General features: G+C 66.3%; 12 protein-coding genes and 1 pseudogene. All 13 read right to left on the bottom strand.

Annotated features, from left to right (window positions below; genetic code table 11):
* Positions 1-23 precede the first annotated feature (23 nt).
* On the bottom strand, positions 24-1,595 hold the full coding sequence (gene nuoN / locus AC5Y46_RS20675) for an NADH-quinone oxidoreductase subunit NuoN (RefSeq protein ID WP_499946973.1): 1,572 nt from the start codon (positions 1,593-1,595) through the stop codon (positions 24-26).
* Complete coding sequence (locus tag AC5Y46_RS20670) at positions 1,592-3,169, bottom strand: NADH-quinone oxidoreductase subunit M (protein WP_499992741.1); 1,578 nt, start codon at positions 3,167-3,169, stop codon at positions 1,592-1,594. The genes nuoN and AC5Y46_RS20670 overlap by 4 nt, the downstream gene beginning before the upstream one ends.
* Complete coding sequence (gene nuoL / locus AC5Y46_RS20665) at positions 3,163-5,052, bottom strand: NADH-quinone oxidoreductase subunit L (RefSeq protein ID WP_499946393.1); 1,890 nt, start codon at positions 5,050-5,052, stop codon at positions 3,163-3,165. Before nuoL ends, AC5Y46_RS20670 begins: the two co-directional genes overlap by 7 nt.
* A 9-nt stretch (positions 5,053-5,061) precedes the next feature.
* Positions 5,062-5,361, bottom strand: coding sequence for an NADH-quinone oxidoreductase subunit NuoK (gene nuoK, locus AC5Y46_RS20660; protein ID WP_055580875.1), 300 nt, complete (start codon positions 5,359-5,361; stop codon positions 5,062-5,064).
* Positions 5,358-6,134, bottom strand: a complete 777-nt coding sequence (locus AC5Y46_RS20655) for an NADH-quinone oxidoreductase subunit J (RefSeq protein ID WP_499946392.1) — start codon at positions 6,132-6,134, stop codon at positions 5,358-5,360. Before AC5Y46_RS20655 ends, nuoK begins: the two co-directional genes overlap by 4 nt.
* Positions 6,131-6,685 (bottom strand): annotated as a pseudogene (gene nuoI, locus AC5Y46_RS20650) (NADH-quinone oxidoreductase subunit NuoI); the annotation flags it as partial. The pseudogene nuoI and the gene AC5Y46_RS20655, both read right to left, overlap by 4 nt.
* Complete coding sequence (gene nuoH / locus AC5Y46_RS20645) at positions 6,669-7,928, bottom strand: NADH-quinone oxidoreductase subunit NuoH (RefSeq protein WP_499946397.1); 1,260 nt, start codon at positions 7,926-7,928, stop codon at positions 6,669-6,671. The pseudogene nuoI and the gene nuoH, both read right to left, overlap by 17 nt.
* A 5-nt stretch (positions 7,929-7,933) precedes the next feature.
* Positions 7,934-10,357: an NADH-quinone oxidoreductase subunit G gene (locus AC5Y46_RS20640; protein ID WP_499992738.1), complete on the bottom strand. Its 2,424-nt coding sequence runs from the start codon at positions 10,355-10,357 to the stop codon at positions 7,934-7,936.
* Positions 10,358-10,364: 7 nt separating this feature from the next.
* Positions 10,365-11,681 (bottom strand): NADH-quinone oxidoreductase subunit NuoF, encoded by a 1,317-nt coding sequence (nuoF, locus tag AC5Y46_RS20635; RefSeq protein ID WP_499946390.1) that lies wholly within the window; start codon positions 11,679-11,681, stop codon positions 10,365-10,367.
* A complete protein-coding gene (gene nuoE / locus AC5Y46_RS20630; RefSeq protein WP_499946389.1) occupies positions 11,678-12,448 on the bottom strand; it encodes an NADH-quinone oxidoreductase subunit NuoE in 771 nt (256 codons plus the stop codon). Before nuoE ends, nuoF begins: the two co-directional genes overlap by 4 nt.
* A complete protein-coding gene (nuoD, locus tag AC5Y46_RS20625; protein ID WP_499946388.1) occupies positions 12,445-13,743 on the bottom strand; it encodes an NADH dehydrogenase (quinone) subunit D in 1,299 nt (432 codons plus the stop codon). Before nuoD ends, nuoE begins: the two co-directional genes overlap by 4 nt.
* Positions 13,743-14,480, bottom strand: coding sequence for an NADH-quinone oxidoreductase subunit C (locus AC5Y46_RS20620; RefSeq protein WP_499946387.1), 738 nt, complete (start codon positions 14,478-14,480; stop codon positions 13,743-13,745). The genes nuoD and AC5Y46_RS20620 overlap by 1 nt, the downstream gene beginning before the upstream one ends.
* Positions 14,477-15,031 carry a NuoB/complex I 20 kDa subunit family protein gene (locus AC5Y46_RS20615; protein WP_499946386.1) on the bottom strand — a complete coding sequence of 185 codons (555 nt, stop codon included), beginning with the start codon at positions 15,029-15,031 and terminating at the stop codon, positions 14,477-14,479. The genes AC5Y46_RS20620 and AC5Y46_RS20615 overlap by 4 nt, the downstream gene beginning before the upstream one ends.
* Positions 15,032-15,033: the final 2 nt, after the last annotated feature.

The following is a 15,033-nucleotide window of genomic DNA, read 5'->3' as shown; positions in this document are numbered from 1 at the left end:
GGGTCCGGCCTGGCCTACGTGAATCAGTGCAGCAACTGGCCCGCCTGCGCGGCCAGGTCGAGCACCGGCTGCGGGAAGACGCCCAAGGCGACGGTCACCAGAGCACATGCCGCGATGGCGATCTTGCTCAGAATGCCGGGCTCCGCGACCTGAGGAGTGTGGTCGGTCGGCTCGGTGAAGAACATCGACACGATGACCCGCACGTAGAAGTAGGCGGCCACGCCGCTGGAGATGACACCGATGATCACCAACGGCACAGCGCCACCCTCGGCGGCCGCCCGGAACACCGCGAACTTGCTGATGAACCCGCTTGTCAACGGGATGCCGGCGAACGCCAGCAGGAACATCGAAAGCATCACGCCCACAATGGGACTGCGTTGACCGAGGCCGGCCCAGTTGGCGAGCGAAGCGTCCTCCACCCCGTCGGCGTCCCGGATCAGCCCGACGATCGCGAACGCACCGACCGTGCTGAAACTGTAGGCAACCAGATAGAACAACGTCGCCGACAGGCCGGCGGAGTTGTCGGCGATCACACCGGTGAGGATGAAACCCACGTGTGCGACCGAGGAATAGGCCAGCATCCGCTTGACGTCGGTCTGGTTCACCGCGGTGACGGTGCCGACGGCCATGGTCAGGATCGAGATGCCCCACAGCACCGGCCGCCAGTCGGCGTGCAGCGGCGGCAACGCGACGTACACGACCCGCACCAGCGCGCCGAACGCGGCAACCTTGGTGGCCGCCGCCATGAACCCGGTGATCGGGGTGGGGGCGCCCTGGTACACGTCGGGAATCCAGGAATGGAACGGGACGGCACCGACCTTGAACAGCAGGCCCACCGCCAACAGCGCGACGCCGGCCAACGCCATCGTCGTATCGCTCTGCGCGGCAAGCGAATCGCGGATACCGGTCAGGGTCAGCGTGCCCGTGGCCCCGTACAGCAACGCCACCCCGTAGAGGAAGAACGCCGACGAGAACGCCCCGAGCAGGAAGTATTTCAGCGCCGATTCCTGGGACAGCAGCCGGCGGTGCCGGGCCAACCCGCACATCAGGTACAGCGGCAGCGACAACACTTCCAGCGCGACGAACATCGTCAGCAGGTCGTTGGAGGCGGGGAACACCATCATGCCGCCGACCGACAGCATTGCCAGGGGGAACAGCTCGGTCTGCGCGGCCCCGGCCCGCTCCGCTTCGCGTTCGGTGTCGCTGCCGGGAACCGACGATGCCTGCGGGGTAAAGGAATCCAGCCCGGCGGCCACCGCGACCTTGGTTCTGGATGCGACGTGCGCGCTGCGTTCGGCCATGAAGATGACCGCCAACACCGCGACCAACAGCACGGTGCCTTGCAGGAACAGTGCCGGTCGATCGACGGCGATCGAGTCGACCACCGCACTGAGGCCGGACGCGGGGATCGACCTGGCCACCGCGACGACGGCGACGAGAGCCGCGACGAGCCCGCCGAGGGTGAGCGCCACCTGGGCGCCGTAGCGGATGCGCCGTGGCAGGAACGCCTCTATCAACACACCGGCGATCGCCACACCGAAGACGATGAACATCGGTGACAGCAGGAAGTATTCGACGTGCGGGGCCTTGATCATCGGTGCGGTCCTTCGGCTCGCCGGGTTGCGCCGGTCATGGGCACGGTGGGCGCGGGATCATGCTGGCCGATGGTGCGCATGGTGTTGTCGACGGCGGGGTTGACGACGTCCAGTACCGGCTTGGGGTAGACCCCGAGCACCAGTAGCAGGGCGATAAGCGGTGCGACGACGATCATTTCGCGGCCCGCCAGGTCGCGGATCTTGTCGTTGCCCGCGGCCACCGGACCGGTCATCACCCGCTGATACAGCCACAGCATGTAGATGGCCGCCAGCACCAACGCTGTCACGCCGAACGCCGCGGCCAGCCAGTAACGGTTGAAAGTGCCCAGCAGGACCAGGAATTCGCTGACGAACGGCGCCAGGCCGGGTAGCGAGAGGGTGGCCATGCAGGACACCAGGAACGTGCCCGCCAGGATCGGGGCCACCTTCTGCACGCCGCCGTAGTCGGCGATCAATCGGCTGCCGCGACGGGAGACCAGGAAGCCGGCGATCAGGAACACCGCCGCGGTGGAGATGCCGTGGTTGAGCATGTAGAGCGTGGACCCGCTCTGGCCTTGGCTGGTCATCACGAAGATGCCGGCGATGATGAACCCGAAGTGTGAGATCGAGGTGTAGGCGATCAGGCGCATCATGTCGGTCTGACCGATCGCCGCGATGGCGCCGTAGATCACCCCGATGATGGCCAGCGTCACGATCACCGGCCGGAAATATGTTGAGGCGTCCGGGAACAACTGCAGGCAGTAGCGCAGCATTCCGAAGGTGCCGACCTTGTCCATCACCGCCGTGATCAACACCGCGGTCGCCGGGGTCGACTCGACCGCGGCGTCGGGCAGCCAGCGGTGGAACGGCCACAGCGGCGCCTTGACCGCGAACGCGAACATGAATCCCAGGAACAGCGCCTTGAAGACCGCGGGGTCGACGTTGCTGTAGCGGCCCCACTGCACGCCGGTGACGATCTCGCGGAAGTCGAAGGTGCCGCCGCCCCCGTGCTGCGCGGTCACGATGTACAACCCGATCACCGCGGCCAGCATGATCAGCCCGCCGAACAGGTTGTACAGCAAGAACTTCACCGCGGCGCGGGAGCGTCCGGCGCCCTGGCCGAACCCGCCGATCAGGAAGTACATCGGGATGAGCATCGCCTCGAAGAAGACGTAGAACAGCAACACGTCCAGCGCCACCACCGAGATCAGCACCATCGATTCGATGGCCAATGTCAGCGCGGCGTAGGCGTGCACGCCGCGCGGGCTGTCACCCCCGTCATTCCAGCCCGCGATCAGCAGCAGCGGAATCAGCACCGTGGTCAGCAGCACCAGGATCAGCGCGATGCCGTCCACACCCAAGGTGTAGCCGGCGCCGAAAGCCGGTATCCACTCATGTGATTCGACGAACTGGTAGGTCTTGCCGCCCGGCTCGAAACCGATCACGACGACGAGCGACAGCGCCAGCGTCGCAATGCTGACCACCAAACCCGTCCACTTGGCCAGCCGCCGCAGACCCGGGGGGAGCAGGATGATCAGCACCGAACCGGCCAGCGGCAGCAGCCACAGTGCGCTCAGCCAAGGAAAGTTCACCACAGGTTCACCGCCAACAACGCTCCGGCCAACACGGCCGCGCCCAACAGCATCGACAACGCGTAGTTACGGGCGAAGCCGGTTTGCATGCCGCGCAGGCGATTCGACGTTCGGCCCACCAACGCGGCCAGCGCGTTGACCGACCCGTCCACACCGGCATTGTCGACGGCGACCGTCGCGTGCGTCAGTTGCGCACCGGGGCGCATGAAGACCTCCTCGTTGAAGGCGTCGCCGTAACCGTCGGCCCGCGCGGCCGTCGTCAACACCGACACCTGAGCCGGAGCCACCCGCGGGATCTCGGCCTTGCCGCCGTACCTCCGGTAAGCCACCGCGATGCCGACCACCACGACACCGAGGGCCAGTGATGTGCTGACCCAAGCCGGTATCGCGTGCCCGGCCTCTTCGTGCGCGCCGACCACCGGCTCGAGCCAGTGCTTGAGCGTGCCGCCGATGGCGAACAAGGCGCCGGAGAACACCGAACCGAACGCCAGCAGGATCATCGGCCCCGTCATCAACGCCGGCGCTTCGTGCGGGTGCGACCCAGGCGCCCAACGCTTCTTGCCGAAGAAGGTCATCAGCATCACCCGCGTCATGTAGAACGCGGTGATGCCGGCGCCCAGCAGGGCCGCCCCGCCGAGGACATAACCGCGGACGCCACCGGAACCCAGCGCGGCCTCGATAATCGCGTCCTTGGAGAAGAAGCCCGCGAACGGCGGCACACCGATGATGGCCAGGTATCCGAGCCCGAAGGTGATGAACGTGACCGGGAGAGCCGAACGCAGCGCGCCGTAGCGACGCATGTCCTGCTCTTCGTGCATGGCGTGAATGATGGAGCCGGATCCGAGGAACAGCCCGGCCTTGAAGAAGCCGTGGGTGAGCAGGTGCATGATCGCGAACGCGTAACCCGCCGGGCCGAGGCCGGCGGCCAGCACCATGTAGCCGATCTGGCTCATCGTCGACGCGGCCAGGGCACGCTTGATGTCGTCCTTGGCGCAGCCGATGAATGCGCCCAGCATCAGGGTGACGGCGCCGACGATGACGACGGCGAGTTGCGCGCCGGGAGCCAGGTTGAACACCGGGTTGGACCGCACGATCAGGTAGACACCGGCGGTCACCATGGTGGCGGCGTGGATCAGCGCCGACACCGGGGTGGGGCCTTCCATCGCGTCGCCCAGCCAGGCCTGCAGCGGAACCTGGGCGGATTTGGCGCAGGCACCCAGCAGCAACAGCAACCCCATCGCGTTCAGCACCCCGGTGCTAGCCGAGTGAGCGTCGGCGAACACGCCGCTGTAGGACACCGTGCCGAAGGTGGCGAACATCAAGAACATGGCCAGCGCCAGGCCGGCATCCCCGACCCGGTTCATCACGAACGCCTTCTTGGCCGCCGTGGCCGCCGACGGCTTGTGGTACCAGAAGCCGATCAGCAGATACGACGCCAGGCCGACGCCTTCCCAGCCGACGTAGAGCAACATGTAGTTGTCCGCCACCACCAGCAGCAGCATCGAAGCCAGGAACAGGTTGAGGTAGCCGAAGAATCTGCGACGATCGGGATCTTCGGCCATGTAGGCGACCGAATAGATGTGGATCAGCGATCCGACGCCGGAGATCAGCAGTACGAAACACATTGACAGCTGGTCGATCTGCAGCCCGAAGTCGACTTGCAGACCACCCACGGGAATCCAGCTGAACACGGTCTGGTGGATGGTGCGGTCTTCGGCGGCACGACCCAGCAGGTCGGTCAGCAGCGCCACGCCGACACCGAACGAGGAAAGCGCGGCCAGGGTGCCCAGCCAATGTCCCCAGGCGTCGGTGCGCCTACCGCCGAACAGCAGAATGGTGGCACCTGCCAGGGGGAGCGCCACCAGCAGCCAGGTGTAGTGAATCATCTTGGCGTGTCAGCCTTTGAGTAGATTCGCGTCGTCGACCGACGCCGATTTGCGGGCACGGAAAATCGTCATGATGATGGCCAGGCCGATCACCACCTCGCACGCGGCGACCACCATCGTGAAGAACGCGATCATCTGCCCGTCCAGCTTGCCGTGCATGCGCGCGAAGGTGACGAACGCGAGATTGACCGCGTTGAGCATCAGCTCGACGCACATGAACATGACGATCGCGTTGCGCCGCAGCAGCACACCGGAAGCCCCGATGGTGAACAGCAGTGCCGAAAGGTAAAGGTAGTTGGCCGGATTCACGATCGGGTTCCCTTGACGGATTCGGGGGACGGGGTTTCGAGTCCGTCGGCACCGCGAGTGCGCAGGATCTTCGAGACCGACAACTCCGAGTAGGAGCCGTCGGGTAGCAGCGCGGCCACGTCGACGGCGTTGTGCCGCGCGTAGACGCCCGGGTTGGGCAGCGGAGTCGCGCGCCCGCCGGGACGGAAGCGTTCCTCGGCGAGTTCGCGCTGGGTCTTGCGGCGCTCGAACCGCTCACGGTGCGCCAGGATCATGGCCCCGACCGCGGCGGTGATCAACAGCGCGCTGGTGAGCTCGAACGCCCACAGGTAGCGGGAAAAGATCAGTGCGGCAAGGCCTTCGACGTTGCCGCCGGAATTTGCGGCGCTCAGACCGGAAAAGCCGCCGGTCGCCACGTTGCCGATCGCCGCGATCAGCAGGACGCCGAATCCGACGCCGGTCGCCACGCCGGCGATCCGCTGTCCGCGCAGTGTCTCCTTCAGCGACTCGGCTGAGTCGACGCCGATCAGCATCAGCACGAACAGGAACAACATCATCACCGCGCCGGTGTACACCACGACTTGAACGACGCCGAGGAACAGCGCGTCCTGGGCGATGTAGAACACCGCCAGGATGAGCATCGTCATCGCCAGATACATCGCCGAGTACACGGCGTTGACGGCCAGCACCACGCCGAGCGCGCCGATCAACGCCACGGTGCCCAGCACCCAGAACATCACCGCTTCGCCGGTGGAGGTGCGAACAAGCGCGTCGGCCGCCAGATAGCTGATCACCGGGCATCCCCGACTTCCTGGTTCTGCCGCAGACCGTTCGCGGTCACGTTGCCCAGGTAGTAGTCCTTGTCGGTGGCGCCTTCGGTCCTGGGATGCGGCGGGGCCAGCATGTCCTGCAACAGCGGGGCCAGCAGGCGGTCTTTCTCGTAGATCAGGTCGGCGCGATTGTCGTCGGCCAGCTCGTAGTCGTTGGTCATGGTCAGCGCCCGGGTGGGGCAGGCTTCGATGCACAGGCCGCAGCCGATGCACCGCAGATAGTTGATCTGATACACCCGCCCGTAGCGTTCACCCGGCGAGAACCGCGCCTCCTCGGTGTTGTCGGCCCCCTCGACGTAGATCGCGTCGGCAGGGCAGGACCAGGCGCACAACTCGCAGCCGATGCATTTCTCCAGCCCGTCGGGATAGCGGTTGAGCTGATGACGTCCGTGGTAGCGCGGCGCGACCGGGCCGGGCTTCTCCGGGTATTCCTCGGTGATGTTCTTCTTGAACATCGAGGTGAACGTCACCTTGAATCCGGCCAGGGCGTCCAGAATTTTAGCCACGTGCCGTCTCCTTGCTCGCACCAACTGGCTGTTCGAGTTTCTTCAAGGGCAGCGGCGGAACGGGGAACGCCGGTTCGGCCGGGCTCTCGTCGAGTTCCCTGCGGCGCCGCCGCTCTCGTGCCCGCGGACTGGGCGCGCTGAACGGCTTACGCAGCGTCAGCAGCAACACCACCCCGACGACCAGGCTGCTGACCACGAGCAGCGTGGTCCAATGCTCGAATCCCTGATTACGCGACCAGCGGATGACGGCTGCGATCATGATCCAGCCCAGCGAAACCGGGATCAGCAGCTTCCAGCCCAGCGCCATGAACTGGTCGTACCGGAATCGGGGCAGCGTGGCCCGCAGCCAGAAGTAGATGAACAGGAACAACCACACCTTGCCGGTGAACCACAGCAGTGGCCACCAACCGTGGTTGGCCCCGTCCCAGAGATTGATCGGCCACGGGGCGTGCCAGCCGCCCAGGAACATGGTGGCGGCCAGCGCAGAGACCGTCGTCATGTTCACGTACTCGGCGAGCATGAAGATCGCGAACTTCAGCGACGAATACTCGGTGTGGAAACCCGCGACGAGTTCACCCTCGGCTTCGGGCAGGTCGAAAGGCGCCCGGTTGGTCTCGCCCACCATCGAGATCAGGTAGGTCAAAAACGACGGCAGCAGCAGAAAGATGTACCAGACCCGGTCCTGGGCGGCGACGATCTGTGACGTCGACATGGTGCCGGCGAACAGGAACACCGCCGCGAAGGACAACCCCATCGCCACCTCGTAGGAGATGACCTGGGCGGTCGAGCGAACACCACCGAGCAGGGGATAGGTCGAACCCGACGCCCAACCGCCCAGCACGATCCCGTACACACCGATCGCCGACAGGCCCAGGATGAACAGCACAGCGACCGGAAGATCCGTCAGCTGCAACGGAGTCCAGTGGCCGAAGACCGACACCTCGGGACCCATCGGAATGAAAGCGAACGCGGTGAACGCCGGAATCGCCGAGATGGCCGGTGCCGCGAAATACACGAACCAGTCGATGCCCTTGGGGGTGATGCTTTCCTTCAGTGCCAGCTTGACGCCGTCGGCCAGGCTCTGCAGCGTGCCCCACGGTCCCGCCCGGTTCGGCCCGGGCCGCAACTGCATATAACCCAGGATCTTGCGTTCCAGCAGGATGCCCACCAGCACCGTCAACACCAGGTACGCGAAGATGAAAAGCGCCTTGCCCAGCACCAGCCACCAGGTGTCGTGTCCGAAGGCGCCCAGTCCGGTCATTCTCCCGCTCCGATCTTGACGACGCTGCCGATCGTCACGCCCAGCTCTCGGTGCACCGCCGAACCGGGTGAGTTCAGTGGCAGCCACACCACCCGGTCGGGCATGTCGGTGATGTTGAGCGGCAACGTGATCGAGCCGCGCGCGGTACTGACGGTGACGGATTCGCCGGCGGCGGCACCGATCTCGGCCGCGGTGGCCGGCGACAACCGAACCGCGGGTTTGCGCGCGGTTCCGGCCAGATGCGGCTCGCCGTCTTGGCCTCGACCGGCGTCCAGCAGCAACCGCCAACCGGTCAGCACCGCTTCCCCCGCGTCGGGTTGTGCGGGTTCGCCGGCCTCGACGCGCGGCGCGGCGGCGTGCTTACCGTCCCAGCTGCCCAGTGCCGCCAGTTCTTCGCGGGCCGACTCGACGCTGGCGCAGCCGAGGTAGATGCCCATCTCGTCGGCCAGGGTGTCGAGCACCCGGTGGTCGGATTGCCCGGCCTGCAGGGTAGTGCCGCGGAAGACGGGTTCGAAGCCGCGGTAGCGACCTTCCCAGTTGACGAATGCGCCGGCTTTCTGCGTGGTGGGCGCGACCGGGAACACCACGTCGGCCCGCTCGGTGACCTCGCTGTGCCGCAATTCGAGGCTGACGACGAACGGCGCCGCGTCGAGTGCGTTCAAAACCGCGGCCGGGTCGGCGAAGTCGCCGGGTTCGATGCCGCCGACGAGCAGGGCGCCCAGTGTCCCGTCGGACGCGGCCGCCAGGATGCCGTCGACGTCGCGCCCTGGGGTGGAAGGCAATTCGTCCACATGCCAGGCAGCGCGGACCTGGTCGCGGGCGGCGTCGTCGGCGACGGGACGCCCTCCGGGCAGCAGTCCGGGCAGGGCTCCGGCTTCCAGCGCCCCGCGTTCCCCGGCGCGCCGCGGCACCCAGGCCAGCCGCGCGCCGGTGGCGTCGGCCAGTCGGGCCGCGGCAGACAATCCGCCGGGCACGGTGGCCAGACGTTCCCCGACCATGATGACCGCGCCGGGCGTGCTGAGCAGGTCACCCAACTCTCCGGTCGCCAGGCCGTCCAGCGCCTGCGGTTCGGCGCCCGGTGCGGTCTGCAGCAACCGGCCCGACATCTTCTTCAGCGACCGGGTGGCGAACGGTGCGATGGCGTACACGGGGACGTTGTTCTTGCGCGCACCCTTGCGCAGCCGCAGGAACACCGAGGGCGACTCGTCTTCGGGCTCGAATCCGACCAGCAGAACCACCGGCGCCGATTCCAGGTCGGAGAAGCTGACCGTGATCGGGCGCCCGGCGATGCGCGCTGTCAGGAAATCGGTCTCCTCGGCCGAGTAGGGCCGGGCGCGGAAGTCGATGTCGTTGGTATTCAATACAATTCGCGCGAACTTGGCATAGCCGTAGGCGTCCTCCCAGGTCACCCGTCCGCCGACCAGCACGCCGGTGTTACCGCGCGCGGCTTGCAGTCCCTGTACCGCCGCGACGATCGCGTGCGACCACGACGCCGGCACCAGCTCCCCGGAGGAGTCCCGGATCAGCGGCGTGGTGAGCACGTCGCGTTGCGTGGCGTAGGTGAAGGCCCAGCGGCCCTTGTCGCAGATCCATTCCTCATTGACCTCGGGGTCGTCGCCGGCCAGCCGGCGCATCACCTTGTTGCGGCGGTGGTCGGTGCGCTCGGCGCAGCCCCCCGCGCAGTGCTCGCACACGCTGGGGCTCGAGACCAGGTCGAACGGCCGGGCCCGGAACCGGTAGGAGGTCCCGGTCAGCGCGCCCACCGGGCAGATCTGCACGGTGTTGCCGGAGAAGTAGGAGTCGAACGGTTCGTTGGCGTAGATGCCGACCTGCTGCAGCGCGCCGCGCTCCTGCATGTCGATGAACGGGTCGCCGGCGATCTGGCTGGAGAACCGCGTGCAGCGCGCGCACAGGATGCAGCGTTCGCGGTCCAGCAGCACCTGGGAAGAGATGTTGATCGGTTTGGCGAAGGTACGTTTGGGGTCGGTGAACCGAGATTCCGCGCGGCCGTTGGACATTGCCTGGTTCTGCAGCGGGCACTCGCCGCCCTTGTCGCACATCGGGCAGTCCAGGGGATGGTTGATCAGCAGCAGTTCCATCACGCCGTGCTGGGCCTTGTCGGCGGCCGGCGAGGTCAGCTGGGTGCGCACCACCATGTCGTCGGTGCACACGGTGGTGCACGACGCCAGCGGTTTGCGCTGACCTTCCACCTCGACCAGGCACTGGCGGCACGCACCGACCGGGTCGAGCAGCGGGTGGTCGCAGAACCGGGGGATCTGGATGCCCATCAGCTCGGCGGCGCGAATCACCAAAGTGCCCTTGGGGACGCTGATTTCGACGTCATCGATGGTCAGGGACACCATCTCCGGCTGAGCCAGGCCGTCGCCGGTCTTGTTGGTCGCATCAGAGGTCGTGGTCATCGGGAGCTCATGCCTTTCCGTCCAGCGAGAGCATCGAGTCTCGGGGGTCGAACGGGCATCCGCCTCTTTCGACGTGTGCGACGTACTCGTCGCGGAAGTGCTGCAGCGACGACATCACCGGGCTGGCGGCGCCATCGCCCAACGCGCAGAACGACTTTCCCAAGATCGCGTCGGAGATATCGAGAAGTTTGTCGAGGTCTTCACGGGTGCCCTGCCCGTTTTCGAGCCTCGCGTAGATCTTGTCCAGCCAGAAGGTGCCCTCCCGGCACGGGGTGCACTTTCCGCACGACTCGTGCTTGTAGAACTCGGTCCAGCGCCGCACCGCCCTTACCACACAGGTGGTTTCGTCGAATATCTCCAGCGCCTTGGTGCCCAGCATCGAGCCCACCGCGCCGACACCTTCGTAATCCAATGGCACATCGAGGTGTTCGTCGGTGAGCAGCGGGGTGGACGAGCCGCCCGGCGTCCAGAATTTGAGCCGGTGCCCGGCGCGGACTCCGCCGGCATAGTCGAGCAGCTCACGCAGCGTGATGCCCAGCGGCGCCTCGTACTGCCCCGGGTTGGTCACATGGCCGGACAGCGAATACAGCGTGAAGCCAGGCGATTTCTCGCTGCCCATGGACCGGAACCAGTCGACACCGTTGAGGATGATGGCCGGGACACTGGCGATGGTCTCGACGTTGTTGATCACCGTCGGGCAACCGTAGAGGCCGGCGACGGCGGGAAAGGGCGGCCGCAGCCTCGGCTGGCCGCGGCGACCTTCCAGCGAGTCGAGCAGCGCGGTCTCCTCGCCGCAGATGTAGGCACCCGCACCGGCGTGCACCACCAGCTCCAGGTCGAAACCGGATCCGCCGATGTCGCGGCCCAGGTATCCGGCGGCGTAAGCCTCGGCCACCGCGTTCTGCAGGCGCCGCAACACCGGGACCACTTCGCCGCGCACGTAGATGAACGCGTGGCTGGCGCGGATCGCGTAGGAGGCGATGATGACACCCTCGATGAGCACGTGCGGGGTGGCCAGCATCAGCGGAATGTCTTTGCACGTACCGGGTTCGGACTCGTCGGCGTTCACCACCAGGTAGTGCGGCTTGGCGGCGGCACCGGTGTCGCCCTGCGGGATGAACGACCATTTGGTGCCGGTGGAGAAGCCGGCGCCGCCACGGCCGCGCAGCCCGGAGTCCTTGACCGTCCCGATCACGTCGTCGGGATCCATGGACAGGGCTTTCTTCATGGCTTTGTAGCCGTCATGACGTTCGTACGTCGCAAGCGAAAACGATTCGGGGTCATCCCAATACCGGCTGATGACCGGCGTCAGCGGAGTGGTCACGACTCGGCTCCCGGGGCCGCGGTCGCCTGCATGTCGTTCTCGCGCGCCACCCGCAGCCCGGCCAGGGTGGCCGCACCGGCGCCGCCCTGTCCTTCGTCGGGGCGTTCGTCGCGCAGGCCCGCCAGGATGCGCGAGGTCTCGCGGAACTTGCACAGCGGCGCCCCTCGGGTGGGCGCCACCGGCTCACCGGAGCGCAGCGAATCCACCAGCCCGCGCGCAGATTCGACGGTCTGGTTGTCGTAGAACTCCCAGTTGACCATCACCACCGGCGCGAAATCGCAGGCCGCGTTGCACTCGATGTGCTGCAGGGTGACCGATCCGTCGGAGGTGGTCTCGTCGTTGCCGATGCCCAGGTGTTCCTTGAGGTCCTCGAAGATCGCGTCGCCGCCCATCACGGCGCACAGCGTGTTGGTGCAGACACCGACCAGGTAGTCACCGGTGGGGCCGCGGCGGTACATCGTGTAGAAGCTGGCCACCGCGGAAACCTCGGCGCCGGTGAGGTCGAGTTGTCGCGCGCAGAACTCCAGCCCGGCCGGTGTCAGGTAGGAATCCTCGCCCTGCACCAGGTGCAGCAACGGCAGCAGCGCCGAACGCTGGTTGGGGTACTTGCCGATGATCTCCTTGGCTTCGAGCTCCAGCCGGGACTCGACCTCCGGCGGATACGACTGCGGCGCGCCTTCCACGACGAACTGGTTGGGTTCTTCGGGAGGCGGTCCGAGTCTGATGAAAACCCGTTCGCCACTGCCGGATACGTTGGGTTCGCTCAACGGTCCACTCCGCCCATAACCGGGTCGATGCTGGCGACGGCGGTGATCAGGTCCGCGACCATGCCGCCCTCACACATCGCCGCCACTGCCTGCAGGTTGGTGAAAGACGGGTCCCGGTAGTGCACCCGGTAGGGGCGGGTGCCGCCGTCGCTGACCATGTGCACGCCGAGTTCCCCGCGTGGTGACTCGACGGCCACGTAGACCTGGCCGGCGGGCACCCGGATGCCCTCGGTGACCAGCTTGAAATGGTGGATCAACGCTTCCATCGAACCGCCCATGATCTTGGCGATGTGCTCGGGTGAGTTGCCCATTCCGTCGGGGCCGACGTAAAGGTCTGCGGGCCAAGCGATCTTGCGGTCCTCGACCATGGTCGGGCCGGGCTTGAGCTTGTCCAGGCACTGTTCGACGATCTTGATCGACTCCCACATCTCTTTGACGCGAATGATGTAGCGCCCGTACGCATCACAGGTGTCGGCGGTGATGACGTCGAAGTCGTAGTCTTCGTAGCCGCAGTACGGCTCACTCTTGCGCAGGTCGTGCGGCAACCCGGTGGAACGCAGGATCGGGCCGGTGATACCGAGTGCCATGCACCCGGTCAGGTCCAGGTATCCGACATCCTCGGTGCGGGCTTTCCAGATCGCGTTCTCGTTGAGCAGGTCGCCCATTTCGCGCAGCGGTTGCCGGAGCTGCCGAAGCGCTTCGGCGATGTCGTCCACCCCGTTGGGCGGCAGATCCTGGGCCAGGCCGCCGGGACGGATGTAGGCGCTGTTCATCCGCAGCCCGGTGATCTGCTCGAACAGGGTGAGGATGATTTCGCGGCCCCGGAATCCGACGAACATCGGTGTCATGGCGCCCAGCTCCATGCCGCCGGTCGCCAACGCCACCAGGTGCGAGGAGATCCGGTTAAGTTCCATCATCATCACCCGGATGACATTGACCCGCTCCGGGATCTCGTCGGTGATGCCGAGGAGTTTCTCCACGCCCAGGCAGTAGGCCGTTTCGTTGAAAAACGGTGACAGGTAATCCATTCGGGTCACGAAGGTGACGCCCTGCGTCCAGTAGCGGTACTCGAGGTTCTTCTCGATCCCGGTGTGCAGGTAGCCGATTCCGCAGCGCGCCTCGGTGACCGTCTCGCCCTCGATCTCGAGGATCAGCCGCAACACCCCGTGGGTGGACGGATGCTGGGGACCCATGTTGACGACGATGCGTTCGCCGGGGTCCGCGTTACGGGCGGCGTCGACGACCTTGTCCCAGTCCTGCCCGCCGGCGACCACGAGCGTTTCGGTTGTGCTCATCAGTTGTAACCCCTGCGCTCGTCGGGCGGAGGTATCTGCGCGCCCTTGTACTCGACCGGGATTCCGCCTAGCGGGTAGTCCTTGCGCTGCGGATGCCCATGCCAGTCGTCGGGCATCTCGATGCGGGTCAGCGACGGATGTCCGTCGAAGATGATCCCGAAGAAGTCGTAGGTTTCGCGCTCGTGCCAGTCGTTGGTCGGGTAGACGTCGAACAGCGACGGGATGTGCGGATCACTGTCCGGCGCAGACACTTCCAGCCGCAGCCGCCGGTTGTGGGTGATCGACTTCAACGGGTAGACGGCGTGCAGTTCCCGCCCGGTCTCGTTCGGGTAGTGCACCCCGTTGACACCCAGACACAGTTCGAACCGCAACTCCGGTTCGTCGCGCAGCCGCCGGGCCACCTGCGGCAGCAGATCCCGGCGCACGTTCAGGGTCAGCTCGTCGCGGTAGACGACGACTTTCTCTATTGCGTCGTCGAACTCGATGCCGTCGCGTGCCAGGGCCTCGCCCAGTCGGTCGGCGATGTCGTCGAAGTAGCCACCGTACGGGCGGGGGGTGTCGCCGGGCAGGGCGATCTCGCGCACCAGCCGGCCGTATCCGGAGGTGTCACCGGTGCCGCGAACACCGAACATGCCGTGGCGAACGGCGATGACTTCCTGCCCGTCGGCCGGGAAATCCGTCTTCGGGGCGCCGGGCGTCAACGCCGCACCCTGCGGGTCTTTTTCCGGTGAGCTCATCGCAGCAGTCCGCGCATTTCGATGGTCGGGCGCGCCGACATGGCCGCCTCTTCGGCTTCGGCGATTGCGCGTTCCCGGTTGACGCCGAGCGGCATCTCCTGAATCTTCTCGTGCAGCTTCAGGATTGCGTACAACAGCATCTCGGGCCGCGGCGGGCACCCGGGCAGGTAGATGTCCACCGGCACGATGTGGTCGACGCCCTGGACCACCGCGTAGTTGTTGAACATTCCCCCCGACGAGGCGCACACGCCCATTGCCAGAACCCATTTGGGCTCGGCCATCTGGTCATAGATCTGCCTCAGCACCGGCGCCATCTTCTGGCTCACCCGTCCCGCGACGATCATCAGGTCGGCCTGGCGCGGCGTCGCGGAGAACCGTTCCATCCCGAACCGGGCGATGTCGAATCGGGGGCCGGCCGTCGCCATCATCTCGATCGCGCAGCAGGCCAGTCCGAACGTCGCCGGCCACAGCGAGTTCTTGCGGACATAGCCCGCCACCTTCTCGACTGTCGACAGCAGAATTCCGCCGGGCAGCTGTTCTTCCAGTCCCACTT

Source organism: Mycobacterium sp. NGS59, from assembly GCF_059812345.1.
The sequence above is the reverse complement of the archived record's forward strand: the minus strand, read 5'-3'. Positions and strand labels throughout refer to the sequence as shown.